The sequence below is a fragment of the Pseudomonas sp. ASL7 genome, from assembly GCF_056680375.1.
This window is the reverse complement of sequence record NZ_CM155279.1, coordinates 3730930-3755351: the sequence shown is the minus strand read 5'-3', so window position 1 is coordinate 3755351 and position 24422 is coordinate 3730930. Positions and strand designations below refer to the sequence as shown.

Here is a 24422-nt window from a genome sequence, read left to right as displayed (position 1 = left end):
CAGGACTCACAGAAAAGACATGATGCTCAATCCTCCCGCGCGTGGCTGTGCGCTTGCTGGGGGCGCGGTGGTTCCCAGCGTCGACTTACTGCTGATCCATTGATATAAAGCCGCGGGCATTTGCTGCCTGCAAACATCCGAAATCAATCCCTCAAGATCGACATCCATGCCTGAAGAGTTCGAAGTCCCCAGCCCTCACGAACAACATGTTGAACATGCGACCCACCACGCTCATGCCCGTGGCGACGATTTCGCCAGCAAGATCGCGGTGATGACGGCGGTCATGGCTACCATTGGTGCGTTGCTCAGCTATCAGGCCGGCTCCACGGAGAGTGAGGCGGCCATGGACAAGAACAACGCGGCCATCTCGAAAACCGAAGCCTCCAACGAATGGAATTACTACCAGGCCAAGTCCAGCCGGCAAAACCTTTCAGAACTGGCCAGCCATCTACCCGGCCTGGATGCCGCGCACTACGTCGCAGAGGCCCAGCGCTACAAAGACCAGAAAGAAGAAGCACGCAAGAAGGCAGAAGTGCTTGAGAGCGAGGCTCGCGAGTGGGATGCGAAATCCGAACTGATATTGCACCAGCATCACCGCTGGGCTCAGGCCATGACGGCTATCCAGATCGCCATTTCACTGGCGGCGATCACCTTGTTGACGCGCAAGGAGTGGCTGAAAAAGGTCGCGTATTGTGCCGCTGGCGCTGGTGTCTTGATCGGCTCGCTGGCATGGCTGCATATCTGAGGTAATGGCCGAACAGGCTGGTGCGGGCCTTTCTTCCTAAACGTCACCATCGCTTTTTTGCACAGAACCAAAAATGTGCCATTAACTTTACAGGAACACCCATGGCAGCCGAAAAGCCCTTGCTTATCCGCGAAACCTTCCCCGTCGGCCCGTTGCAGTGCAACTGTACGATCATCGGTGATCCGGTCACGAAAAAGGCCATTGTGGTCGATCCGGGAGGCAATCATGAGCTGATTCTGGCCCGGCTCGACGCGTTGGGCCTGAAGGTGGTCAGTATCATTCACACCCACGCGCACCTCGATCACTTTCTGGCCTCTGGTCAGCTCAAAGAGAAAACCGGCGCGACGTTGCATCTGCACAAAGAAGATCAATTTCTCTGGGACAACCTGGAAATGCAGTGCCAAATGTTCGGTGTGCCTTACACCCCGGTACCCTCGCCGGATCGCTGGCTGGCCGATGATGAAGAGCTGGCGTGCGGCTGCGGCGTGGCGTTGCACACGCCGGGTCATACGCCGGGCTCCATGAGCTTTTGGTTTTCCGAGGCTAAGCTGCTGATTGCCGGCGACACGTTGTTTCGTCGCGGGGTAGGGCGTACGGATTTGTGGGGTGGCGATCAGGCGACCATCGTGCGGTCAATCAAGCAGCGGCTGTACACCCTCGATGAAGAGGCAACCGTGGTGACCGGGCATGGTCCGGACACGCGTTTGGGCGATGAAATGCGCGAAAACCCGTTTGTGCGGGCCTGATTTGTAACACCGGGAATTTTTGACCGGCGAGATGATCCAACGCCCGCAAAAGGTCCAATGCTTAAGTCCGTTGCACCACAGAATGCAAAAAAGTAGGAGCTCTACATGTTCACCACGCGTCGTTTGATTATTCTCGCTACCGCAGTGGCCTTGCTGTCTGGCTGCGCCTCGCCTAGCCCTTACGATAACCAGGGTCAGGCTGATAGCGGTTCCCAAGGCATGAGCAAAACCGCCAAATACGGCGGTCTCGGTGCTTTGGCCGGTGCTGTGGCCGGTGCTGCCATTAACCACGATAACCGTGGCAAAGGGGCATTGATTGGTGCGGCTCTGGGCGGTGCTTCCGCCGCCGGTTATGGCTACTACGCCGACCAGCAAGAGAAAAAGCTGCGCGCCAGCATGGCCAATACGGGAGTTCAAGTGCAACGCCAAGGCGATCAGATCAAGCTGATCATGCCGGGCAACATCACATTCGCTACCGATTCGGCGAATATCGCGTCGAGCTTCTATCAGCCGCTGAACAGCCTGGCAGGCTCGCTCAAGGAGTTCAGCCAGAACCAGATCGAGATCGTTGGCTACACCGACAGCACAGGCAGCCGTCAGCACAACATGGACCTCTCCCAGCGTCGCGCCCAGAGTGTGGCGACTTACCTGACGTCGCAGGGCGTGAGCGGTGCCAACCTGTCGGCACGCGGCGCCGGGCCGGATAACCCGATTGCCAGCAACGCTGACGCCAATGGCCGGGCGCAGAACCGCCGGGTGGAAGTCAATCTGAAGGCCATTCCGGGTCAACAGTATCCGCAGCAGTAAACGCAGTCTCTTTACCCACCTGACTGAACCCCAGGCGTAAAAAAAACCGCCCGATCCTCAACAGATCGGGCGGTTTTTTGTGTCGACAGATCTGGCCTCATCGCGAGCAAGCTCGCTCCCACAGTTGACCGAGTTGCTGGATAAGTACGCGGTCCCTGTGGGAGCGAGCTTGCTCGCGATGAGGCCAGAGTAGACAGCCAAACAATCAGAAATAAAAAAGCCCTCGAACAATCAGTTGTCCGAGGGCTTTTTTGTGCGGTGCGAAACCTGATTACTTCTTCAGGCCGTAATGCTCATCGAGCATGCCCGGCGCGTTAGGGGCTTTGGGGGCGTAGTCGCGAGGCGGCTCCTGATTGCGCGGTGGCGTCAGGCGCTCCCGTGGGGCTGCTGCCGCATCGGCGTGCAGGGAGGCCAGCAGGCGTTGGCGGGTTTGCTCGTCCAGGGCCAGGCGGTTGGCGCCCTCGGCGAGATGATCCTGCACTTCCTGATAGCTTGCCGTCAGTTTCTTGACCAGGGCTGCAGTGCTGTTGAAGTGGGTGACCACCTCGTTCTGATAACTGTCGAAACGTTCCTGAATGTCATCCAGCTGACGTTGCGTGCTGCTAGGCGCGGCGTTCGGCACCAGGCGAGCGATCAGGAATCCAATGGCGACACCCACAACCAGGGCAAGAGTCGGTAACAACCAAACTAAGAGCGAGTGTTCCACGAGTCCTTCCTCTATAAACGGCTTTGCTTTACGTTAACGGCTCGAACCTGCGCTGTATACCGCGATTCACTCGCAATAGATTGGCACAGACAATTTGCTAGACGAGTCGACCCGATTCGAGGTCACGGAGTTCCTTCCTTGCTTATGCGCGAAACCCCTGTATTGATTGATGGCCCGGTCGGCCAACTGGAAGCCCTCTACCTGGATAACGACCAGCCCCGCGGCATTGCGCTGATCTGCCACCCTAACCCGGTTCAGGGCGGCACCATGCTCAACAAAGTGGTATCGACCCTACAGCGCACGGCGCGCGATGCCGGTCTGATTACCTTGCGATTCAACTACCGTGGCGTCGGTGCCAGCGCAGGCACGCACGACATGGGCACTGGCGAAGTCGACGATGCCCAGGCAGTGGCTGAATGGCTGCGTGCCAAGCACCCTCAATTGCCGCTGACCCTGTTTGGTTTCTCCTTCGGCGGTTTTGTTGCAGCAAGTCTCGGCGGGCGCCTGGAAGCCAAGGGCGAACAACTCAAGCATGTCTTCATGGTCGCACCTGCGGTCATGCGCCTGGGTGATCAGGATCAACTGCCGCAGCAGGGCGAGTTGACCCTGATTCAACCGGAAACCGACGAAGTCATCGATCCGCAACTCGTTTACGCATGGTCCGACACGCTTGAACGCCCCCATGAGCTGCTGAAAGTGGCAGAATGCGGACACTTTTTTCATGGCAAGCTGACCGATCTCAAGGATCTGATCCTGCCGCGTCTTTCGAATTGATTGCAGTCTGACAAGCGATTACCCATGACGACTCGTACCCGTATCCTCACCGGCATCACCACCACCGGCACGCCGCACCTGGGCAACTACGCCGGCGCCATCCGCCCGGCGATCCTGGCCAGCCGTGACAGCAATGCCGATTCGTTCTATTTCCTGGCGGACTACCACGCCCTGATCAAATGCGATGACCCGCTGCGCATCCAGCGCTCGCGTCTGGAAATCGCCGCGACCTGGCTGGCCGGTGGCCTGGATGTGGACCGCGTGACCTTTTACCGCCAGTCCGACATCCCGGAAATCCCCGAACTGACCTGGCTGCTGACCTGCGTTGCCGCCAAGGGCCTGCTCAATCGCGCCCACGCCTACAAGGCGTCGGTGGACAAGAACGTCGAAACCGGCGAAGACCCGGATGCCGGCATCACCATGGGCTTGTACAGCTACCCGGTGCTGATGGCCGCGGACATTCTGATGTTCAACGCCCACAAGGTGCCGGTCGGTCGTGACCAGATCCAGCACGTGGAAATGGCCCGCGACATTGGCCAGCGTTTCAACCATCTGTTCGGCCAGGGCAAAGAATTCTTCACCATGCCCGAGGCGCTGATCGAAGAAAGCGTCGCCACCTTGCCAGGCCTCGACGGTCGCAAGATGTCGAAGAGCTACGACAACACCATTCCGTTGTTCAGCAGCGCCAAAGAGATGAAAGACGCGATTTCGCGGATTGTCACCGACTCCCGTGCGCCGGGCGAAGCCAAAGATCCGGACAATTCCCACTTGTTCACGCTGTTTCAGGCCTTCGCCACCCCGGCGCAGTCCGACGAATTGCGCAGCGAACTGTTGCAGGGCCTGGGTTGGGGCGAGGCGAAGAATCGTCTGTTCCAGCTGCTCGACAGCGAGCTGGGCGAGTCTCGTGAGCGTTATCACCAGTTGATTGAACGTCCGGCGGACCTGGAAGACATCCTGCAGACCGGCGCGAAGAAGGCTCGCTCGGTGGCCACGCCATTCCTTCACGAGCTGCGTGAAGCGGTCGGCCTGCGTTCGTTCCTCGCCCAGACGCAAGTCGCGGCGACCACCAAGAAGAAAGCCGTAAAAGCTGCGCGGTTCGTCAGTTTCCGTGAGGACGACGGCAGTTTCCGCTTCCGTCTGCTGGCGGCCGATGGCGAGCAATTGCTGCTGTCGCGCAACTTTGTCGATGGCAAAACCGCCGGTCAGGTCACCAAGCAACTGCAAGCGGGTCAACCGCTGGACGTGCGTAGCGAAGACTTGAGCTTCAGCATCTGGCTGGAAGGTGAGTGTGTTGCCGACAGCGCAACCTTTGCTGACAGTGCCGCTCGCGACGTCGCCATTGACGCGTTGCGCGTTGCGCTGACGCCAGTTCAGGAATAATCAGCGGCTCGGTCCGACCAAGGGCCGATTGCCATTCCCCCGGGCCGTCGCTACAGTGTCGGCCCGTTTTTGTTGCCTTGCTAACGAATTATGACGCCCCTAGAACGATATCAAGCTGATCTGAAACGCCCGGAATTCTTTCATGACGCCGCGCAGGAAACTGCGGTGCGCCATTTGCAGCGCCTGTACGACGATCTGGTCGCCGCCTCGCACAGCAAACCGGGCCTGTTCGGCAAACTGTTTGCCAAGAAAGAGCAGGTGCCGGTCAAGGGCCTGTACTTCTGGGGTGGCGTGGGTCGCGGCAAGACCTACCTGGTCGACACCTTCTTCGAAGCGCTGCCGTTCAAGGAAAAGGTCCGGACTCACTTCCACCGCTTCATGAAGCGCGTGCACGAAGAGATGAAGACCCTCGGCGGCGAGAAAAACCCGCTGACCATCATCGCCAAGCGCTTCTCCGATGAAGCCCGGGTCATCTGCTTCGATGAATTCTTCGTGTCCGATATCACCGACGCGATGATCCTCGGCACGCTGATGGAAGAGCTGTTCAAGAACGGCGTGACCCTGGTCGCGACCTCGAACATCGTGCCAGACGGTCTGTACAAGGACGGCCTGCAACGTGCTCGCTTCCTGCCGGCCATTGCGCTGATCAAGCAGAACACCGAGATCGTCAACGTCGACAGCGGCGTCGACTATCGTCTGCGTCACCTCGAACAAGCCGAGCTGTTCCACTTTCCGCTCGACGAAGCGTCTCACGAAAGCCTGCGTAAAAGCTTTCGCGCGTTGACGCCGGAATGCACGGCAGCCATCGAAAACGACGTGCTGATGATCGAGAACCGCGAGATCCGCTCCTTGCGCACCTGTGATGACGTGGCCTGGTTCGACTTCCGCGAACTCTGCGACGGCCCGCGCAGCCAGAACGATTACATCGAACTGGGCAAAATCTTCCACGCCGTGTTGCTCAGCGGTGTCGAGCAGATGAGCGTCACCACTGACGACATCGCCCGACGCTTTATCAACATGGTCGATGAGTTCTACGACCGTAACGTGAAGCTGATCATTTCTGCTGAAGTCGAGCTTAAAGACCTCTACACCGGCGGTCGCCTGAACTTTGAGTTCCAGCGCACCCTCAGCCGTCTGCTGGAAATGCAGTCCCACGAATTCCTGTCCCGGGCGCACAAGCCGTAGGACGATTCGGAAAATAAAAAAGGGCCTGCATGCAGGCCCTTTTTTGTGCGCCGTAGTTCCCTTGTGGGAGCGAGCCTGCTCGCGATGGAGTGTCAGCTGCATTGATGTCGACTGACACACCATCGCGAGCAGGCTCGCTCCCACAGGTCTGTGTCAGTCTTGAGCGAGAAAAAACGCCAGGTCATCCTGCCGCTGACAGCCAACGAGCAACCACAGCAAAATTCGGGCTTTGCGCGGGCAGAGAAACCCGGCCATCGATGCACCTTTACGGATCAAATCAATCTCGCCGCCAACAAAACCGTAGGAGAATTGCGCGGTAGCGCCGGAGCCGGTGCGGGTCGCAATGATGACGGGGATTTTTTTGGCGATGCTTTCGATAACGGCCGCCCAGCGTTCCGAAACGTGTCCTGCACCGAACGCCGCGATCACCAGTGCGTCGTAGCCCAGTTCGAGGATGTTTTCCAATAACAGGGTGTCGGCAGAAAGCGACGCTTCAAGCAGGGCAATTTTCTGTGTGGTCTGTTGCGGCAAGGGTAAAAGCATCCGCGGGGCCGGTGGGCGTAAATAGCGAACGGTATTTTCCATGAGCATGCCGACGGGACCAAAGACCGGGGAGGTGAACGCATGCAATGCCAATGAGTCGGTTTTACGCACGACACTCGCTTGGTGAATCTGCCCGTTCATGACCACCTGAACACCTCGCTGCTGGCTGGTGTCGGCCAGCGCGACCCGGCAAGCATCCAGCAGATTCGCCGGACCATCGGCCCCCACTTGGCTTGCCGAACGCATCGCCCCGGTCACCACCAAGGGTTCGTTGCGGTCCCATAAATAATCGAAAAATGTAGCGGTTTCCTCGAGGGTGTCGGTGCCTTGCGTAATGACGACGCCAAGAGCGCCTTGCTCAACCTGGTATCTCGCCCAGGAAAGAACACTCAGCAAAAACTCAAAATTCAGTGAGGCGCTGGGCAATAGCCCGAGTGTTTCAACGGTCACCCGGGCCAGGGTCGTCAGCTCCGGAACCGAGGCCAACAATGTTTCGCCGCTGACTGTCGGGATAACCCCTTCACCGGCATGCCTGGCGTGCATGCTCACTGTGCCACCCAGAGCCGCAATAGCCAGTTTGGGCAGGTCCATTTCATACCTCGCTTGATGTGCATGAGAAGTGGCTGTACCCGCAGGTACAGCCCGATGAAAGAGTGCTTCAGTGGGTTATCAGGAACCCGATAAACGGAATGATCAGCAAGGTACTGATGGCCATGGACAGCACATTCCCGATGTAGGGGTGCATATCCGCCGGCAATCGCTTGGAGATCGCATGCGCCAAGGGTGGCGCTAGAAGTGCCCCAAACAGTGCACTTGAAACGATTACCTGCCAACTACCGCCATAGGTCAGAACCACCGCCGGTACCACAGACACCAGCGGAACATAGGTTGGAAACCAACCGAGCATCATCCATTGTCGCCGCCAGATCACCACCCCTAAAGCTGACGTCAACGCCTGTGCACCGATTAGTTGTGGCAATAGACCTGAGCCGTAAACCGGGCTCATGGGGTTCAAGGTGTAAGCCAGCAGTGCACCCAGTAACAGGCCGAGACTGGCCAGTTCGTTGCCAAAAAACGGCGCTTCCGAAAAGTCTGCCAAAATCCGGCGCAGGCTCCAGATGACCCCGTAGTCAGGGGTCTTTGCTTCGGTTGGCGCATCAGCCGTGTCGGATGGCTTCTCGGAGGCCGTGGATGGGGCGGACTTCATCAGGCTTGGCACGTGACGGCAGAGCAGGAAGGCCGCGACGCTGGCGATTGCCATGCCGCAGACATTGCCGATCACGGCCGGCAAGCCCAGTGGATTGCAGACGTAGTTGACGATCAATAAACACATCGGGGTAACGAGCGCAGCGCCCATGAGTGCGCCGTTGATCGTGACCTTCCAGCCACCCCCAAACATCAGCACCATCGCCGCGGGCAGTGACACAAAGGCTGCAAACGTTGGTTGCCAGCTGGTGGCCGTGACCGTCCAACCCCACAGCAAATTACTCAGCAGCAGCCCAAGCAGCGAACTGGTGATCAACCACGGCCATAGGCCGCTGCCATATGAAATGGCAAAGCCTTGCCAGGATTTTCCGGTTCGATTTGCCCAGTAAGCCAAATACGCGCCCGCCAGCAGCCCGATGGAAGCGAACTCGTGTTTGTAGAATGCCACCTCGCTGATATCTCCCAGTACCCAGCGTAACCAGGCACTCGGATCGGGGAGGCTTGTCACCATATGACTGTAGTCTGGCCAGTGAGCCGACCAGGAAGAACGGTTGGTCAATGAAAGCCAGGTAATCAGCAGTGTCGTGCCGATCATCAGCAAGACAATCGCAGTATCAAACGGCGTGCTGCTGGCGCGTCGGATCAGCCGATGTTCTTCGGTTTTAGTTCCCATGATTCATGTCCCCCCTTATCAGCGCGGGAGACGAGGATGTTGGGTATAACCAAGCATTTGATCGTAGAGATCGGCTCGACGATCGCGGTGCAGATCGTTCAAATCGTTCCAGATAGGCGCGCTACGGGAACTGGTCAGGTCTATATCGGCGAATAGAATCTCTTGCTTGTCAGCTGAAGCCACGGCGCCAATCGGCCAGCCATTGGTGCCGGCAATCAGAGAGCAGCCCAGATAACGTGCTCCTCGTTCTTCGCCGATTCGGCTGGCGGCAGCAATAAACACGTTGTTGACGTGGGCTGCCGTCATGGTCAGGTACGAAGCCATGCATTTACCGGCATCGTCGAACAGGGGTGGAGGCGTCCAGACCCAGTTATTCAAACTGCAAATGATGTCTGCACCTTGCTGACTCAGGATTCGTGGCACCTCCGGGAACCAGATATCCCAGCAGATCAACAAGCCAATGCGGCCTATTGGCGTTTCAAACACCGGGAAGCCCAGATCACCTGGTGTAAACCATAGCTTTTCCAGGTTCCACAAATGGGCTTTGCGGTACTTGCCGATAAAACCGTCAGGCCCTACAAGCACGCCGGTGTTGAATAGCCGCATGCCATCGCGCTCAGTCAACCCTGCCACGAGGTAGACCTTGTGTTCACTGGCGAAATCCATCCAGCTTTGCACGCTCGGCCCACCGGGAACCGCTTCGCCGTGATCGAAGGCATCTTGCCGGTTGTTGAAGAAATAGCCGGTATTTGAAAGCTCGGGCAGCACGATGAGGTTTGCCCCTCCGTTCACCGCCTGTAGCGCTAATTCCAGGCTTTGACGCAAATTATCTTTACGATTTTCTATGCCCACCTGGGGGTCGAATTGCACAACTGCGACGCGAACAGGACTTGTTGATTCGCTCATTTCGGGTGACCTCTTTTTATTTTTATTCACGCTGTTTAACTGCGTGTTTATTAAGAGTTGAAACGGCAGATGAACGTAAGTCAGCGGCTTCCGTTTAGGTTGTAGTCCTTATCCGAAGATGCATGAGGCGAGGCAGTAGATTTGGCTGGCCAAGGTGGCGCTGAGGTAGAGCCAATGCACGCCGTGCATGGCTCCGTGGGGAAGGGGATCAGGCTTTGAGCTGGTATTGCGGATAGTCACTCATGGCAAAACCGCCATTGAATGTTGCGACGGTTTTGTTGCAAATATGAATAACCGCATCGACGGCACCCCGAAAGCAGGGCTCTGTCCAGCCGGCATCGACGGAAAATGATTCGCCAGAAAAATAAAGGCCGGATGCATGCGCGAAGTCGCGGTTGTACTTCATCAAGCCCACCGCGTCGTAGTAGGTGCCGGGTCGGTATAACTTTGCACAACCCAAGGCGTTTTTGTCGGTTATCCAGCGTTGGACCACGGCTTGATCAAGGCCGATGTAGGGAGAGATTTTCTGCTGGATATTGGTGGCATTCATGAGGATGCGATCCAGCTCTTTGGCGCACTTGGCCACCAGTTCCTGGTCGCTGAATGAGGCCAGTTTGGTTGCATCATCCTCCCAGGTGTAACTCAGGAGAATGCAGTCGTAGCTGTAGTGATCGTTGTAGCGATAGGTGTAAACGTCATGGATGAAACTGTCGGTGACGATGGCTTGGGGGATTTTGCTGTTCTTTGAAAGAAATGATTTTTTCAACGGCGCAAAAACCTTGCAGCTGGTTTCCCAATGCGCAGTTTTATAGGCATTGATTGTTTCGAAAGGCAGCATTTCCTGCGTGAAGTTTTCAAGCTGGATTCGTGTTTCGATCAGCCAGGAAGGAAGGGTCATGATGACTGAGTCAAAGTCATCGAAGTGTTCCTGGGTGTGTTCGGATTGGCTGTATTTCCAGTTGAAGTAAACGCGGGTTTTCTGGTTGGTCAGTTTTTTAAGTTTCGTGACGCAAGAGTCGGTCAGGAGACCGGTATTTCTTTCGCGGCTGTGTTCGTAGACGGATTTTCCGGTTTCGTCTGTTTTCATGAACAACAGGCATTCGTCCAAGGCGGCGAGCCCGATGTAGCGAGGCCTGTCGAAACTCAACCCCGCCGAATCATAAACAGCTTCGCTGTTCAGGTAGGGGGCGGCCAGCGGATCACCATGGGTGTCCACCCGGCCATGGATCAATTGCAGCTGGCTGCTGAATCCAAAGATGGCAGTGCGCAGTGGATAAAGGCAACAGACATCGTAAAAGGCTCCCCAGCTACCGTCACCGATGCCAATCGCATAGAAAATCGCAGACTCTTCGACGGACATTCCCATGCCACCAAAGTCCCCCGGCGAGCGTTCGTTCCAGACGTCCAGTGCCGTCATGCTGACCAGATCGCGGAACGAAACGCCTTCGTATTTTTCGACGATAGCGGTCCACATGGCTTCCCATTCCTGGCTGCCATACACCTGTGCAACGTGCCGGGTCATGCGATCGGCAAACGCTTTCCACTTGGCATAAACCTTTTGCAGTGCTTCGCCAGGAGGTGGAGTCAGGCCATCGACGTTCTTCCATATCAACATCTGTGGCGTCGATCCGCCGCCCATGCTGCCCTCTCGAAGATAGATGCCGGTCGAGCTGACCCATTGGCTTCCGGGATTGGCAAAGTCTGAAAACGATAAGTCGAAAATCTTGGCGTAGTAGGCCATCAGCGACCTGCCCTCTGTCGGTGGCTCGTCCGCACGATTGAAGAAGGGCATGCGCATAGCGCCCATTTCAAAGGGTGTATGACTTTGCGAGGAGTGTTGGCTTCCGGGAACGGTCAGATGCCTGCCGCCTATGCGCCTGGATTGTTCTATAAGGGTGATTTGGGTGAAGCCGCAGCGATAGAGTTCTCTGGCGGCAGTCAGTCCGGTTACGCCGGCACCGATAATGCAAATTCTATGGTTCGGGTCAGTTGCTTTTGCGATGCCGTTCTCTTGTTCTACCAAGGATCGATAGTCGAAGCACAAGTCCGGTGGGTTCGGAAAGCGGGCAGTCCATTTGCTTTTAGCTGATCGCTTTGTTCGAGCGCGATCTTTGGCAACGTATGAGGGGTAGTTGTAGCTTGATCCGATAGTCACTGTTGATCTTCCCTGTCAGCACTGATGGTGTTTGCAGGGGAAGATGTTGATGCACTGAACTGTCAGGGTACATGAGCAAAGCTGGGCGCAGAGTTGCTCTGTTTTCCCTTTGTTGCGTGGGAAAAAGGCCTGGATTGCAGGCCTTTTCTGTTTGCGTCGAACAAACACTGTGGGAGCGAGCCTGCTCGCGATGGACTCAAGAGCGGCGCGTTTATTCAGGAAACACGCATTATCGTTAACGTCCATCGCGAGCAAGCTCGCTCCTACTGCTGGGCTTCAGGATTACGCCGCTTGCTGAAACTGCTGCCGGTACTGGTTCGGTGACAGCTCGGTATGCTGGCGGAATAGCCGTGCAAAGAAGCTCGCATCGTCGTAGCCGACTTCATAGCTGATGGTCTTGATGCTCTTGCGGCTGCCGGAGAGCAAACCCTTGGCGGTTTCGATGCGCAGGCGTTGCAGGTAATGCAAGGGCTTGTCGCCGGTGGCGGTCTGGAAGCGACGCATGAAGTTGCGAATGCTCATGCCGTGTTCACGCGCGACGTCTTCGAAGCGGAATTTGTCGGCGAAGTGTTCTTCCAGCCAGTGCTGGATCTGCAGGATGATCACGTCCTGGTGCAGCTTCTGCCCACCGAAACCAATTCTCCCCGGCGTGTAGCTGCGTTGCACTTCATACAGAATATCTCGCGCGACAGCTTGGGATACGTTGGCGCCGCAGAAGCGCTCGATCAAGTAAATGTACAGATCACACGCCGACGTGGTGCCGCCCGCGCAATACAGGTTGTCGGCGTCGGTCAGGTGCTTGTCCTGATTGAGTTGCACCTTCGGGAAGCGCTCGGCAAATGCGTTGAAGAAGCGCCAGTAGGTGGTTGCTTCCTTGCCATCGAGCAAACCGGCCTCAGCCAGCCAGAACACGCCGGTCGCTTCACCACAGAGCACTGCGCCGCGCGCATGTTGCTGGCGCAGCCATGGCAGGACCTGTGGATAACGTTGGCAAAGGGTTTCGAAATCGTCCCAGAAGGCGGGAAGGATGATGATATCGGCGTTTTCCAGGCCGCCGTCCACCGGCATCATCACATCGCTGAAGCTGTTCACTGGCTTTGCGTCGGGACTGACCAGACGGGTTTCGAACGCCGGAGTCAGGCCGTGGCCCAGTTGTTTGCCGTAGCGCAGGCTGGCCAGGTGAAAGAAATCCTTGGCTTGCATGAGGGTGGATGCGAAAACCCGGTCGATAGCCAGGATGCAGACGCGCCGCAAGGGCGTGGAGACTTGGTTAGACATAATTCAACTTTATTCTTATAGGGGAAAGTGGTCACCAGACGGCTGGATCGTCTTATTTTTTGTCTGATGTGTCCAGTGTCCTGTGTCGGATACGAGGCTTAGTCTCTGAGGTGGATTCCCTCTAGCAATAACGACAGGTGCCGCATGATCCCCAGAACCCTATTCAGTTCCGAGCACGAACTTTTTCGTGACAGCGTGCGAACGTTCCTCGAAAAAGAGGCGGTCCCGTTTCATGCTCAATGGGAAAAGCAGGGATATATCGATCGTGAACTCTGGAACAAGGCGGGGGAGGCGGGGATGTTGTGTTCGCACCTGCCAGAAGAATATGGCGGGCTGGGGGCGGACTTTCTTTACAGTGCGGTGGTGATCGAAGAGGTGGGCCGTCTTGGCCTGACCGGTATCGGTTTTTCGCTGCATTCGGACATCGTTGCGCCTTACATCCTGCATTACGGCAGTGAAGTGCTGAAACACAAATACCTGCCAAAACTGGTCTCTGGCGAGATGGTCACCGCCATTGCAATGACCGAGCCGGGCGCCGGTTCCGACCTGCAAGGAGTGAAAACAACGGCGGTATTGGATGGCGACGAGTACGTGATCAACGGTTCGAAAACCTTCATCACCAACGGCTATCTCGCGGACCTGGTGATTGTCGTCGCCAAGACCGATCCGAAGGCCGGGGCCAAGGGCACCAGTTTATTCCTGGTGGAAGCCAACACCCCGGGTTTCGCCAAGGGCAAGCGGCTGGAAAAAGTCGGCATGAAGGCCCAGGACACGTCGGAGTTGTTTTTCCAGGACGTGCGAGTGCCCAAGGAGAACCTGCTCGGCCAGGTCGGGATGGGGTTTGCCTACCTGATGCAGGAGTTGCCGCAGGAGCGTCTCACCGTCGCTATCGGCGGGGTCGCCTCGGCTGAGGCCGGGCTCCAATGGACGCTGGAATACACCCGCGAGCGCAAAGCGTTCGGCAAGGCGATCGCCGACTTCCAGAACACTCGGTTCAAACTGGCGGAGATGGCGACCGAGATTCAGATTGGTCGAGTCTTCGTCGATCGCTGTCTGGAGTTGCATCTGCAGGGCAAGCTGGATGTGCCGACAGCGGCGATGGCCAAGTACTGGGGCACGGACCTGCAATGCAGGGTGCTCGACGAATGCGTGCAGTTGCATGGCGGCTACGGCTTTATGTGGGAATACCCGATCGCCCGGGCATGGGCGGATGCGCGGGTGCAGCGCATCTATGCCGGGACCAATGAAATCATGAAGGAGATTATTGCGCGGTCGCTTTAATTTGCGGTGAATGTAAGACCGCTTTCGCGAGCAGGCTCGCTCCCACAGATCAAGATGATCTCCTGTGGGAGCGAGCCTGCTCGCGAATGGATCTAAAAAATGATTAAGGTGCCGGGTTCGGGTGATCCTTGTGAATTGCCTCAATTCCCTCCAGCACTTCATCCGACAGCTTCAGATCAAAACTGGCAATGTTGCTCTCCAGTTGCTCCATCGTCGTCGCGCCGATGATGTTACTGGTGACGAACGGTTGCTGCGTCACGAATGCCAACGCCATCTGTGCCGGGTCCAGGCCGTGTTCACGCGCCAGTGCCACATAACGGCTGCAGGCTGCTTCCGATTGTGCATTGAAATAGCGGCTGAAGCGGCTGTAGAGGCTCAGGCGGCCTTTTGGTGGGCGTGCGCCACCTTCGTACTTGCCTGACAGGAAACCGAATGCCAGCGGCGAATAGGCGAGCAGGCCGCATTGTTCGCGGATCGCGATTTCCGCCAGGCCGACTTCGAAGCTGCGGTTAAGCAGGTTGTACGGGTTCTGGATCGATACCGCGCGCGGCCAGCCACGGGCTTCGGCCAGGGCGAGGAAGCGCATGGTGCCCCACGGCGTTTCATTGGACAGGCCGATGTGGCGAATCTTGCCGGCTTTCACCTGTTCGTCCAGTGCTTCGAGGGTGTCCTCCAGCGGCGTGAGGTTGGCTTCAGTTTTGTGCTTGTAGCCGAGCTGGCCGAAAAAATTGGTGCTGCGCTCTGGCCAGTGCAATTGATACAAGTCGATGTAGTCGGTTTGCAGGCGCTTGAGGCTGGCATCCACCGCTTCGGTGATGTGCTGGCGGTTATGCCGCAGGTTCTTGTCGCGGATGTAGTCGATGGTATTGCCGGGGCCGGCGATCTTGCTGGCCAGGATCCAGTCGGCGCGATCGCCACGACTTTTGAAGTAATTGCCGATGTAGCGCTCGGTGGTGGCGTAGGTTTCGGCCTTGGGCGGCACCGGGTACATCTCGGCGGTGTCGATGAAATTGATCCCGGCGCTTTTGGCCCGTTCAATCTGGGCGAAGGCTTCAGCTTCGCTGTTTTGCTCGCCCCAGGTCATGGTTCCGAGACAGATGGCACTCACATTCAAATTGGTTCGGCCTAGCTGGCGATAGTCCATCGGATGCTCCTTGGGCAAAACAATCATAAAAGCAGGTTGAATTATTTTTCGCAATCTGCATAATTGCGCACCTCTTTCTGCAGTGGAAGTGATGCGCCGCCGCCGAAGAATCTTGCCGTTGAACGGACGCGCCGACCCGAGCCCCCGAAAGCGTCTGTATCCGGCTGCCTTTGACTTGTCAAAGTACGCACTATTCAGTAAGATCCGCCGTCTAATTTACAGGGCGGCCCCTGAGGCTATAAAGAATGAAAACTTTTACTGCTAAACCGGAAACAGTACAGCGCGACTGGTTTGTCGTCGACGCTGCAGGTCAGACCCTGGGTCGTCTGGCCACCGAAATCGCGAGCCGTCTGCGTGGCAAGCATAAAGCTGAGTACACTCCTCACGTTGACACCGGCGATTACATCGTCGTTATCAATGCCGAGCAGATTCGTGTAACCGGTGCTAAAACCACCGACAAAATCTACTACTCCCACTCCGGTTTCCCGGGCGGCATCAAGTCGATCAACTTCGAAAAGCTGATCGCTAAAGCCCCTGAGCGCGTGATCGAGACTGCGGTCAAGGGCATGCTGCCTAAGAACCCGCTGGGTCGCGACATGTATCGTAAGCTGAAAGTCTATGCGGGCGCTGTACACCCTCATACTGCTCAGCAGCCCCAAGAACTGAAGTTTTAACGGAATAGTTCATTATGTCGGCGACTCAAAATTACGGCACTGGCCGTCGCAAGACCGCAACCGCACGCGTTTTCCTGCGTCCGGGTACTGGTAACATCTCCATCAACAACCGTTCGCTGGATAATTTCTTCGGCCGCGAAACTGCCCGCATGGTAGTTCGTCAGCCGCTGGAATTGACTGAGACTGTCGAGAAGTTCGACATCTACGTCACCGTGATCGGCGGTGGTGTAAGTGGTCAAGCTGGCGCAATCCGCCACGGTATCACTCGCGCACTGATGCAGTACGACGAAACCCTGCGTGGCGCTCTGCGCAAAGCTGGCTTCGTTACTCGCGATGCTCGTGAAGTTGAACGTAAGAAAGTCGGTCTGCGTAAAGCGCGTAAGCGTCCGCAGTACTCGAAGCGTTAATTCGCTTTCGCGTTCAAAAAGAACGCCCAGTTTCCTCGCGGAGCTGGGCGTTTTTTTATGGGCGTAATTTATCAAAGAATTGCGCTGTGACAACTTGCCACAGCCGTAGAGCCCCTATACTGCAAGGCTTGGCAGTGGAGCCTTTCGGTAATTACCTTGTCAGAATTGGGGCTTTTCATTACCATTCGGCAAAATTTTTATAAGTTCAGATTTTTACTTAGTAGATGCCTGATTTAACAGGCCACAAAGCTGATGGGAGAGGACTGAATGAGCAATGACGGCGTGAATACAGGCCGGCGTCGCTTCTTGGTAGCAGCCACATCCGTGGTGGGTGCTGCAGGAGCGGTGGGGGCTGCGGTCCCGTTCGTGGGGTCATGGTTTCCCAGTGCCAAGGCGAAAGCCGCAGGTGCACCGGTGAAAGTGAATGTCAGCAAAATCGAGCCAGGTCAGCAAATGATTGCTGAGTGGCGCGGCCAGCCGGTGTTCATTGTCCGCCGTACTCCGGAAATCCTGGGGAATCTGAAGAAGATCGAGGACCAACTCTCTGATCCTGATTCCAAGAAATCGACGCAACCGACCTATGTCGATCCAGAAACGCGTTCGATCAAGCCAGAAATTCTGCTGCTGATCGGTATTTGCACACACTTGGGCTGCTCACCGACTTTTCGGCCGGAAGTGGCACCCGCGGATCTTGGTCCGAAGTGGGTAGGCGGTTACTTCTGCCCTTGCCACGGTTCCCACTACGATCTGGCTGGTCGCGTCTACAAGTCGCAACCTGCGCCTTTGAACCTGCCAGTTCCCCCGCATTCCTATGAGACCGATGACATCATCGTCATCGGCGTCGATACGGAGAAAGCGTGATGAGCAAGTTCATGGATTGGGTTGATGCGCGCTTTCCCGCAACCAAAATGTGGGAAGACCATCTCAGCAAGTACTACGCCCCGAAGAACTTCAACTTCTTCTATTTCTTTGGCTCCCTGGCGCTGCTGGTCCTGGTCAACCAGATCGTTACCGGTGTCTGGCTGACCATGAGCTACACCCCGTCGGCGGAAGAGGCGTTTGCTTCCGTCGAATACATCATGCGCGATGTCGAGTACGGTTCGATCCTGCGTCTGCTGCACTCCACCGGCGCTTCGGCGTTCTTCATCGTGGTTTATCTGCATATGTTCCGTGGTCTGCTTTACGGTTCATACCAGAAGCCTCGTGAGCTGGTGTGGGTGTTCGGCATGCTGATTTACCTGGCGCTGATGGCTGAAGCCTTCATGGGTTACCTGCTGCCATGGGGCCAGATGTCCTACTGGGGCGCCCAGGTGATCATCTCGCTGTTCGGTGCGATTCCGGTTATCGGTAACGACCTGACCCAGTGGATTCGTGGTGACTACCTGATTTCCGGTATTACCCTGAACCGCTTCTTCGCCCTGCACGTCGTGGCCTTGCCGATCGTGATCCTCGGTCTGGTGGTGCTGCACGTTCTGGCGCTGCACGAAGTCGGCTCGAACAACCCGGACGGCGTGGACATCAAGAAACACAAAGACGAAAACGGCGTACCGCTGGACGGCATTGCCTTCCACCCGTACTACACCGTGAAAGATATCGTCGGCGTGGTGGTGTTCCTGTTCATCTTCTGCTCGATCGTGTTCTTCTTCCCCGAAATGGGCGGCTATTTCCTCGAGAAGCCGAACTTTGAAGTGGCGAACGCCTTCAAGACCCCAGAGCACATTGCTCCGGTCTGGTATTTCACCCCGTTCTACGCGATTCTGCGTGCGATTCCGGACAAGCTCATGGGCGTTGTTGCCATGGGTGCTTCGATCGCCATGCTGTTCGTCCTGCCCTGGCTCGACCGTAGTCCGGTCAAGTCCATGCGCTACAAGGGCTGGCTGAGCAAGATCTGGCTCTGGGTATTCTGCATCTCCTTCGTGATTCTTGGCTGGTTGGGCGTTATGGCGCCTACCCCTGAGCGTACGTTGCTGTCGCAGGTCTGTACCTTCCTGTACTTCGCGTACTTCATCCTGATGCCGTTCTATACCAGGCTCGAGAAGACCAAACCGGTTCCGGAAAGGGTGACTGGCTGATGAAAAAGCTATTTGCTGTATTAATTCTTGCTGCTTTGCCCGTGCTGTCCTTCGCGGCTGAACACGGTGGTCCTGAGCTGGAAAAGGTCGACATCGACGTTTCCGACAAGGCTGCACTGCAGGATGGCGCGCGTACATTCGCCAACTATTGCATGGGCTGCCACAGCACCAAGTTCCAGCGTTATGAGCGGGTTGCCGATGATCTGGGCATCCCTCATGACCTGATGCTCTCGAAGCTGGTGTTCACCGGCGCCAAGATCGGCGACCACATGAGCATCGGCATGCAGCCGGCTGACGCCAAGACGTGGTTTGGTGCAGCACCGCCGGACCTGACCCTGGTTGCTCGTGTTCGTGGTACCGATTGGCTCTATGGTTACCTGAAGTCGTTCTACGAAGACCCGTCGCGCCCTTGGGGTGTGAACAACAAGGTTTTCCCGAACGTGGGTATGCCTAACGTCTTGGCCGGCTTGCAAGGTCGCCAGATTATCGGTTGCAAGCAGGTTCAGATCGTCGAAGACGGCAAGAAGCAATACGATCCGTTGACCGGTACGCCGCTGACTCACGAAGCGTGCGATCAGATGACCATTGTGCCGAAAAGCGGTGCAATGACCGAAGAGCAGTTCGATGAGAAGGTCAAGAATCTGGTAACCTTCCTGGCTTACTCGGCTAACCCGGTTAAGTTGCAACATCAGCGCATCGGTACGTACGTATTGCTGTACCTCGCGTTCTTCTTCGTATTCGCCTACTTGCTCAAGCGCGAATACTGGAAAGATGTGCACTGATAAAGCTTCAAGCAATTGCTGTTAATCGCGCGCGCCCAAGGGTGCCTCTGAAAGTGTAATGAGCCTGGTGATCCAGGCGTTACGGGAGGCGCCCTCTGGGCGCGCTCGTTTTTCCGCTTCCGATAATTTCAACAAGCGAGGAGGACCGCCATGGGCGTGACCAATCGGTTGGCCTGTTACTCCGACCCCGCCGACCACTATTCCCACCGAGTGCGCATCGTACTTGCAGAGAAGGGTGTCAGCGCCGAGATCATTTACGTGGAAGCTGGTCGCCAGCCGCCTAAACTGATTGAAGTGAACCCTTACGGCAGCTTGCCCACCCTGGTCGATCGTGACCTGGCGTTGTGGGAGTCGACCGTGGTGATGGAATATCTGGATGAGCGTTACCCGCACCCGCCTTTACTGCCGGTTTATCCAGTGGCGCGTGCCAACAGTCGTCTGCTGATTCATCGTATTCAGCGTGACTGGTGTGGTCTGGTGGATCTGATCCTGGATTCGCGGACCAAAGAGGCAGCCCGTGTCGTGGCTCGTAAAGAGCTGCGCGAAAGCCTGACAGGCGTGTCGCCGCTGTTTGCCGACAAGCCGTTTTTCCTCAGTGAGGAACAAAGTCTGGTGGACTGCTGCCTATTGCCAATACTCTGGCGATTGCCGATTCTGGGCATAGAACTGCCGCGGCCTGCCAAGCCGCTGCTTGATTATATGGAGCGCTCGTTTGCGCGTGAGGCTTTCCAGGCGAGTCTGTCTGGTGTCGAACGCGATATGCGCTAAGGCTTAAGGAGCCGCTATGAACTCCAGTCGACCTTATCTGGTCCGCGCGCTCTATGAGTGGATTGTGGACAACGATTGCACCCCGCACATGCTGGTCAATTCCGAGTATCCGTCGGTGCAGGTGCCTCAGGGTTTTGCCAGTGATGGACAGATTGTCCTGAACGTATCACCGGCAGCCGTACGTCATTTGCACATGGACAACGAAGCGGTCAGCTTCGAAGGGCGCTTCGGTGGCGTGCCGCACACCCTGTACGTGCCTATCGCATCGATCCTGGGTATCTACGCCCGGGAGAACGGTCAGGGCATGGTGTTCGATCTTGAGTCGCCTATGGAAGACGAGGAAGAGATCGAGCCGGATGATGATCTTCCGCCACCCGACAGTGAGCCGCCGCGTCCCAGCGGTCGACCCAGTTTGAAAGTGGTGAAGTAATAAAAAAGGCGATCCGAAAGGATCGCCTTTTTTATTACTTCTGTAGGAGCGAGCTTGCTCGCGAAAAACCTCAAAGCGCCGCTGGGTGTCAGGTTTGCCGCGTTATCGTTGACGACCTTCGCGAGCAAGCTCGCTCCTACAAGGGCTTGTCAGTCGATGTATTCGAACAGCTTCACGATCTTCTGCACCCCGGAAACGCCTTGCACCAGGTTAGTGGCTTGAGCAGCTTCCTGTTTGGTCAGCAGGCCCAGCAGGTAGACGATGCCGTTCTCGGTAACAACCTTGATGCGCGAGCCAGGGATGTTCGGGTCGGTGAGCATCTGCGCCTTGATCTTGGAGGTCAGCCAGTTGTCGTTCTGGCGGGCTAGGAAGCTGGAGGGAGGCATAACCTGCAGTTCGTTGTGCACCGACTTCACGCGCTGAACGGCGGCAGCAGCCTGTTCGGCCTTGGCCTTGAGGTCTTCGCGCGGGGTTTGGCCGGCGAGCAGTACGACGCCGTTGAAGCTGGTGACGACGATGTGGGAGTCGTTGTCCAGGGCCGGATCAGCCTTGGCGATGTTCACGCCGACCTTGGTGTCGATCAGGGAGTCATCGATCTTGCTGCCTAAGGTGCGCGTGCCGCGGTCATCTTCAATCGGTGCTTCACGGCTGGCGTTAACCACCGAGGTGCAGCCGCTGATGCCGAGGCACAGTGTCAAGGCCAGTAGGCCTAGGCGATTAGGGGTCATTCTTCACTCCCGAACAGTTGGCTGTCGATCAAGTCGCAAAGGCAATGGATCGCCAGCAGGTGGACTTCTTGAATACGTGCAGTGACGTTGGCCGGTACGCGAATCTCGACGTCCTCGGGCAATAGCAGTGATGCCATGCCGCCGCCATCGCGTCCCGTCAATGCTACGACAACCATTTCGCGATCATGTGCGGCCTGGATCGCCTGAATTATGTTTGCCGAGTTGCCGCTGGTGGAAATTGCCAGCAATACGTCACCTGGCTGGCCAAGGGCGCGGATCTGTTTGGAGAAGATTTCGTTGTAGCTGTAGTCGTTGGCGATCGAGGTGATCGTCGAGCTGTCGGTCGTCAGTGCGATGGCTGGCAGGCTCGGGCGTTCACGTTCGAAGCGGTTGAGCAGCTCGGACGAAAAATGCTGGGCATCACCGGCGGAACCGCCGTTGCCACACGAGAGCATTTTGCCTTCGTTGAGCAGGGCGTTGACCATGACCTGGCTGGCTTGCTCGATGTGCGGTGCAAGTACTTCCATCGCCTGTTGCTTGGTGTCGATACTGGCCTGAAAAAGCTGGCGAATTCGGGATTGCATGTCCATCTGTGTGACCTTAATTAGCGCGGCTACTCGGCACAAGAATGTGCAGCCCGCAAAGCAAAGAGCAAAAGTGTTGGGTGAGAGTGTCCGGTTCGTGACGCACGCGATCAACTGTCGAAGGCATTCTGCAACCAGTTCAGCTGGTCGAGGTTGCTGTCGATGGCAATCACGTCGAAACGGCAAGGGGAATTGGCCCAGCGCGACTCGCGTTGAAGAAAATATTGCGCGGCAAATATCAGTTTCTGCTGTTTGCGCCCATCGATGCTATCGAGCGCGCCACCCCATTGAGTGTTTTTTCTGTAGCGAACTTCAACGAATACTACTGTATCGCCATCAAGCATGACCAGATCAAGCTCGCCGCGTTTACACAACCAGTTCTGCGCCAGCAGGCGCAGTCCCTGTTGTTGTAGATGCTCGAGCGCATGGCGCTCGGCATCCTTGCCGCTTTGCTGGCGTGACCTGTCGGGCATTAGCGCGGGGTGTCCGGCAGACGTTGAACCTGGCCGTTGACGAACTGCGCCCAGGGCAGTTGACGTACGACGCGCTGGTTTTGAGTCATGCCCAGGCTGCCCGACTGACCTTCGATGCGGCTGTCCGGCAGGGCCTTGAGTTGGCCCAGGCGCGGTGCCAGGTGATAGGCGTCGACGCCCATTGCATACAGGCGGCCCAGGCTGCCAGCAGCTTGTGGCCATTGTGCAGTGACTTGTTTGCGCAGCGGATCATTGGCGTCCAGCAACCATGGGGTTTCGCAGAAGCGAATGCCGTTCATGTCGTTGTATTGGTTTACGTCGCCGCTAGCGCTGAATACGTGGGACGTGGCGTAAACCGGCACGTCACCTGCGTACTGGAAGTTCAGGGTCGGTTTGATCTGCTGGGCCTGTTGCGGGGTCGCAGCCAGGAAGATGAACTCGATGTCCTGGCGGCGTGAAGGCTGGGCAGTTATCTGCGCGCCGACGGTGCTTTGCAGGCTCTTGGCGCGGCCTTCGCTCTGACGCAGCTGGAACATGTCAGCAATCTGCTGGGCCAGTTGAACCGGCTGATCGACACGTTCGGTCGCGACAATGCTGCCGCCGTTGGCTTGCCAGTCCTGGCTGAACGCCCTGAGTACACGGTCGCCCCATTCGCCTTTCGGCACCATGATGGCGGCGCGGTGCAGGCCGTCGGCGCGAGCGCGACGGGATACTTCGCGGGCTTCGTCTTCGGCAGCGAGACCGAACTGGAACAGCTGGGCCGGACCTTGATCGCCTTCGCTGTAGTTCAGTGCCAGGGTGGTGATCGGCAGTTGCGGACGAGTGCTGAGCTGTTTGACCAGTGGTTTCTCCAGCGGACCGACGACCAGTTGTACGCCGTCAGCCTGCGCCTTGCGATAGAACTCATCCATGGAGGTCAGGTGGGAGCTGTCATAGAACTCGATGGCAGGTGGCTTCTGCCCGGCTTGTTGTGCCTGGTAGTGAGCGGCCATGAAGCCTTCACGCAACGCTTTGCCGACTGAGGCCAGGGGGCCGTCTTGCGGCAGGAGCAGGGCGATCTTGCTCAGGGACTGGCCGGCCAGTTCCTTGAGGTTGGTCAGTGGCAGCGGCAACTGAATAGCGGCCGGGTGCTTGGGGTTCTGGGCGCGCCATTTATCGATCGCGGCTTGCTGCTGTTCCGGGGAGCCGGCGGATTTCACTGCCAGCGCCAGGCCCATCCAGCCACCGAGGTCATCGGCAGTGGTCGGCTGCAATTGGTCGGTGGGCAGCGAAGCGATCAGGCTCCAGATTGCTTCATGGTTCTTGCGGGCCGCTTCGCCGCTGATCATCGGGGCGATAAAAATGCGTTCCCGTGCAGCGGCCAGGGTCTGGCCATCGGCTTCGAGCGCGCGTGCATGCACGGTGCCGGTACGAACCTGTTGCTCGGCAGGCAGTTCGCTCAGGCGCTGCAGGCTCGGGTGGCTCAATGCAGTCAGCGCCGCTTTCGGTTGATTGCGGGTCATGGCCAGTTCGGCCGCCAGCGTGCTATCAAAAACCTGCGGGCCAGGTTTGAGTTGTTCGATGGGCACTTGTTGCAGGATTTGCGCGGACTGGCCGGCATTCCCCTGGTGATAGGCCAGATCTGCTGCGCTCAGGCGCAACAGCGAGGCTTTTTCCGGATCCTTGCTTTGAGTGGCCTGCTCGAGCAGTTGCTCGATACTGGCATCCGGGGTCCGTGGAAGTTCGCCAAGGCTGGAGGAGGGTGAGCTGGCGCAAGCCGCCAGCAAGGCAGCGAGGCAGAGGGCAGTGAACAGCCGCAGGCAAGCGATCATGTAAGTGTTCCTGATACTCGATCAAATTAGCGTGGAATTGTACCCAAGCACTGGCCGGGGCGCGATGTTACTGGCGTGAATCGATCAATTTAGCTCGTGTAAATGTTGCAGTACTGCACAAAATGCCGAAAAGACGAGAATAGCTTGCGCATATCGAAAGCGTC

Annotated in this window: 25 protein-coding genes; 14 read left to right on the top strand and 11 right to left on the bottom strand. The window is 57.1% G+C overall.

Translation table 11 applies throughout. From position 1 onward, the window contains the following. The first annotated feature begins 166 nt into the window (after positions 1 to 166). The 3 genes from AC1MDT_RS17295 (at position 167) to AC1MDT_RS17285 (ending at position 2298) form a co-directional block, all read left to right on the top strand. The gene (locus tag AC1MDT_RS17295; RefSeq protein ID WP_480418244.1) at positions 167 to 745 is read left to right on the top strand and encodes a DUF4337 domain-containing protein; all 579 of its coding nucleotides are present in this window, start codon (positions 167 to 169) and stop codon (positions 743 to 745) included. 101 nt (positions 746 to 846) lie between these two features. Next, positions 847 to 1491 carry an MBL fold metallo-hydrolase gene (locus tag AC1MDT_RS17290; protein ID WP_414907553.1) on the top strand — a complete coding sequence of 215 codons (645 nt, stop codon included), beginning with the start codon at positions 847 to 849 and terminating at the stop codon, positions 1489 to 1491. A 105-nt stretch (positions 1492 to 1596) separates the two neighbouring features. Then, positions 1597 to 2298 (top strand): YiaD family glycine zipper/OmpA-like lipoprotein, encoded by a 702-nt coding sequence (locus AC1MDT_RS17285; protein ID WP_480418243.1) that lies wholly within the window; start codon positions 1597 to 1599, stop codon positions 2296 to 2298. A 271-nt stretch (positions 2299 to 2569) separates the two neighbouring features. On the opposite strand, the gene AC1MDT_RS17280 is transcribed toward AC1MDT_RS17285, so the two are convergent. Continuing rightward, entirely contained in the window at positions 2570 to 3004 is a 435-nt protein-coding gene (locus AC1MDT_RS17280; RefSeq protein ID WP_480418242.1) for a Z-ring associated ZapG family protein, read from the bottom strand. Between the two features lie 144 nt (positions 3005 to 3148). On the opposite strand from AC1MDT_RS17280, the gene AC1MDT_RS17275 reads away from it, so the two are divergent. From AC1MDT_RS17275 to zapE, 3 genes are all read left to right on the top strand, one after another. After that, positions 3149 to 3778, top strand: coding sequence for an alpha/beta hydrolase (locus AC1MDT_RS17275; protein WP_480418241.1), 630 nt, complete (start codon positions 3149 to 3151; stop codon positions 3776 to 3778). A 24-nt stretch (positions 3779 to 3802) separates the two neighbouring features. Further along, positions 3803 to 5158: a tryptophan--tRNA ligase gene (locus AC1MDT_RS17270; RefSeq protein WP_480418240.1), complete on the top strand. Its 1356-nt coding sequence runs from the start codon at positions 3803 to 3805 to the stop codon at positions 5156 to 5158. Positions 5159 to 5248: 90 nt separating this feature from the next. Continuing rightward, positions 5249 to 6343, top strand: coding sequence for a cell division protein ZapE (zapE, locus tag AC1MDT_RS17265; protein WP_480418239.1), 1095 nt, complete (start codon positions 5249 to 5251; stop codon positions 6341 to 6343). A gap of 153 nt (positions 6344 to 6496) precedes the next feature. Here zapE and AC1MDT_RS17260 read toward each other — a convergent pair whose 3' ends face one another. From AC1MDT_RS17260 to AC1MDT_RS17240, 5 genes are all read right to left on the bottom strand, one after another. Beyond that, positions 6497 to 7477 (bottom strand): asparaginase, encoded by a 981-nt coding sequence (locus AC1MDT_RS17260; protein WP_480418238.1) that lies wholly within the window; start codon positions 7475 to 7477, stop codon positions 6497 to 6499. A gap of 67 nt (positions 7478 to 7544) precedes the next feature. After that, on the bottom strand, positions 7545 to 8765 hold the full coding sequence (locus AC1MDT_RS17255) for a hypothetical protein (protein WP_480418237.1): 1221 nt from the start codon (positions 8763 to 8765) through the stop codon (positions 7545 to 7547). A gap of 18 nt (positions 8766 to 8783) precedes the next feature. Continuing rightward, complete coding sequence (locus AC1MDT_RS17250) at positions 8784 to 9671, bottom strand: nitrilase family protein (protein ID WP_480418236.1); 888 nt, start codon at positions 9669 to 9671, stop codon at positions 8784 to 8786. Between the two features lie 208 nt (positions 9672 to 9879). After that, positions 9880 to 11826, bottom strand: coding sequence for a flavin monoamine oxidase family protein (locus tag AC1MDT_RS17245; RefSeq protein ID WP_480418235.1), 1947 nt, complete (start codon positions 11824 to 11826; stop codon positions 9880 to 9882). Between the two features lie 282 nt (positions 11827 to 12108). Further along, entirely contained in the window at positions 12109 to 13005 is an 897-nt protein-coding gene (locus AC1MDT_RS17240; RefSeq protein WP_480422814.1) for a GlxA family transcriptional regulator, read from the bottom strand. A 243-nt stretch (positions 13006 to 13248) separates the two neighbouring features. Between AC1MDT_RS17240 and AC1MDT_RS17235 the strand changes: the two genes are divergently transcribed. Continuing rightward, positions 13249 to 14385, top strand: coding sequence for an acyl-CoA dehydrogenase family protein (locus AC1MDT_RS17235; RefSeq protein WP_480418234.1), 1137 nt, complete (start codon positions 13249 to 13251; stop codon positions 14383 to 14385). 103 nt (positions 14386 to 14488) lie between these two features. Here the strand turns inward: AC1MDT_RS17235 and AC1MDT_RS17230 are convergent, their stop codons facing one another. Continuing rightward, positions 14489 to 15529, bottom strand: a complete 1041-nt coding sequence (locus tag AC1MDT_RS17230; protein WP_414909997.1) for an NADP(H)-dependent aldo-keto reductase — start codon at positions 15527 to 15529, stop codon at positions 14489 to 14491. A 245-nt stretch (positions 15530 to 15774) separates the two neighbouring features. Between AC1MDT_RS17230 and rplM the strand changes: the two genes are divergently transcribed. From rplM to AC1MDT_RS17195, 7 genes are all read left to right on the top strand, one after another. After that, a complete protein-coding gene (gene rplM / locus AC1MDT_RS17225) occupies positions 15775 to 16203 on the top strand; it encodes a 50S ribosomal protein L13 (RefSeq protein WP_007905295.1) in 429 nt (142 codons plus the stop codon). A 14-nt stretch (positions 16204 to 16217) separates the two neighbouring features. Beyond that, positions 16218 to 16610, top strand: coding sequence for a 30S ribosomal protein S9 (gene rpsI / locus AC1MDT_RS17220; protein ID WP_002555064.1), 393 nt, complete (start codon positions 16218 to 16220; stop codon positions 16608 to 16610). 267 nt (positions 16611 to 16877) lie between these two features. After that, a complete protein-coding gene (petA, locus tag AC1MDT_RS17215) occupies positions 16878 to 17471 on the top strand; it encodes a ubiquinol-cytochrome c reductase iron-sulfur subunit (RefSeq protein WP_480418233.1) in 594 nt (197 codons plus the stop codon). Then, complete coding sequence (locus AC1MDT_RS17210; RefSeq protein ID WP_201120579.1) at positions 17471 to 18682, top strand: cytochrome b; 1212 nt, start codon at positions 17471 to 17473, stop codon at positions 18680 to 18682. The genes petA and AC1MDT_RS17210 overlap by 1 nt, the downstream gene beginning before the upstream one ends. Then, positions 18682 to 19464 carry a cytochrome c1 gene (locus tag AC1MDT_RS17205; RefSeq protein WP_480418232.1) on the top strand — a complete coding sequence of 261 codons (783 nt, stop codon included), beginning with the start codon at positions 18682 to 18684 and terminating at the stop codon, positions 19462 to 19464. Before AC1MDT_RS17210 ends, AC1MDT_RS17205 begins: the two co-directional genes overlap by 1 nt. A 150-nt stretch (positions 19465 to 19614) precedes the next feature. Further along, complete coding sequence (locus AC1MDT_RS17200) at positions 19615 to 20232, top strand: glutathione S-transferase N-terminal domain-containing protein (protein WP_007905304.1); 618 nt, start codon at positions 19615 to 19617, stop codon at positions 20230 to 20232. Positions 20233 to 20248: 16 nt separating this feature from the next. After that, positions 20249 to 20662, top strand: coding sequence for a ClpXP protease specificity-enhancing factor (locus tag AC1MDT_RS17195; protein ID WP_008037283.1), 414 nt, complete (start codon positions 20249 to 20251; stop codon positions 20660 to 20662). 149 nt (positions 20663 to 20811) lie between these two features. Here the strand turns inward: AC1MDT_RS17195 and AC1MDT_RS17190 are convergent, their stop codons facing one another. From AC1MDT_RS17190 to AC1MDT_RS17175, 4 genes are all read right to left on the bottom strand, one after another. Continuing rightward, a complete protein-coding gene (locus AC1MDT_RS17190) occupies positions 20812 to 21390 on the bottom strand; it encodes a BON domain-containing protein (protein ID WP_480418231.1) in 579 nt (192 codons plus the stop codon). Then, positions 21387 to 21980: a phosphoheptose isomerase gene (locus AC1MDT_RS17185; RefSeq protein ID WP_201120583.1), complete on the bottom strand. Its 594-nt coding sequence runs from the start codon at positions 21978 to 21980 to the stop codon at positions 21387 to 21389. The genes AC1MDT_RS17190 and AC1MDT_RS17185 overlap by 4 nt, the downstream gene beginning before the upstream one ends. Positions 21981 to 22084: 104 nt before the next feature. Further along, positions 22085 to 22447 carry a YraN family protein gene (locus AC1MDT_RS17180; RefSeq protein ID WP_414910000.1) on the bottom strand — a complete coding sequence of 121 codons (363 nt, stop codon included), beginning with the start codon at positions 22445 to 22447 and terminating at the stop codon, positions 22085 to 22087. Continuing rightward, the gene (locus AC1MDT_RS17175) at positions 22447 to 24258 is read right to left on the bottom strand and encodes a penicillin-binding protein activator (RefSeq protein ID WP_480418230.1); all 1812 of its coding nucleotides are present in this window, start codon (positions 24256 to 24258) and stop codon (positions 22447 to 22449) included. The genes AC1MDT_RS17180 and AC1MDT_RS17175 overlap by 1 nt, the downstream gene beginning before the upstream one ends. Between the last annotated feature and the right edge of the window lie 164 nt (positions 24259 to 24422).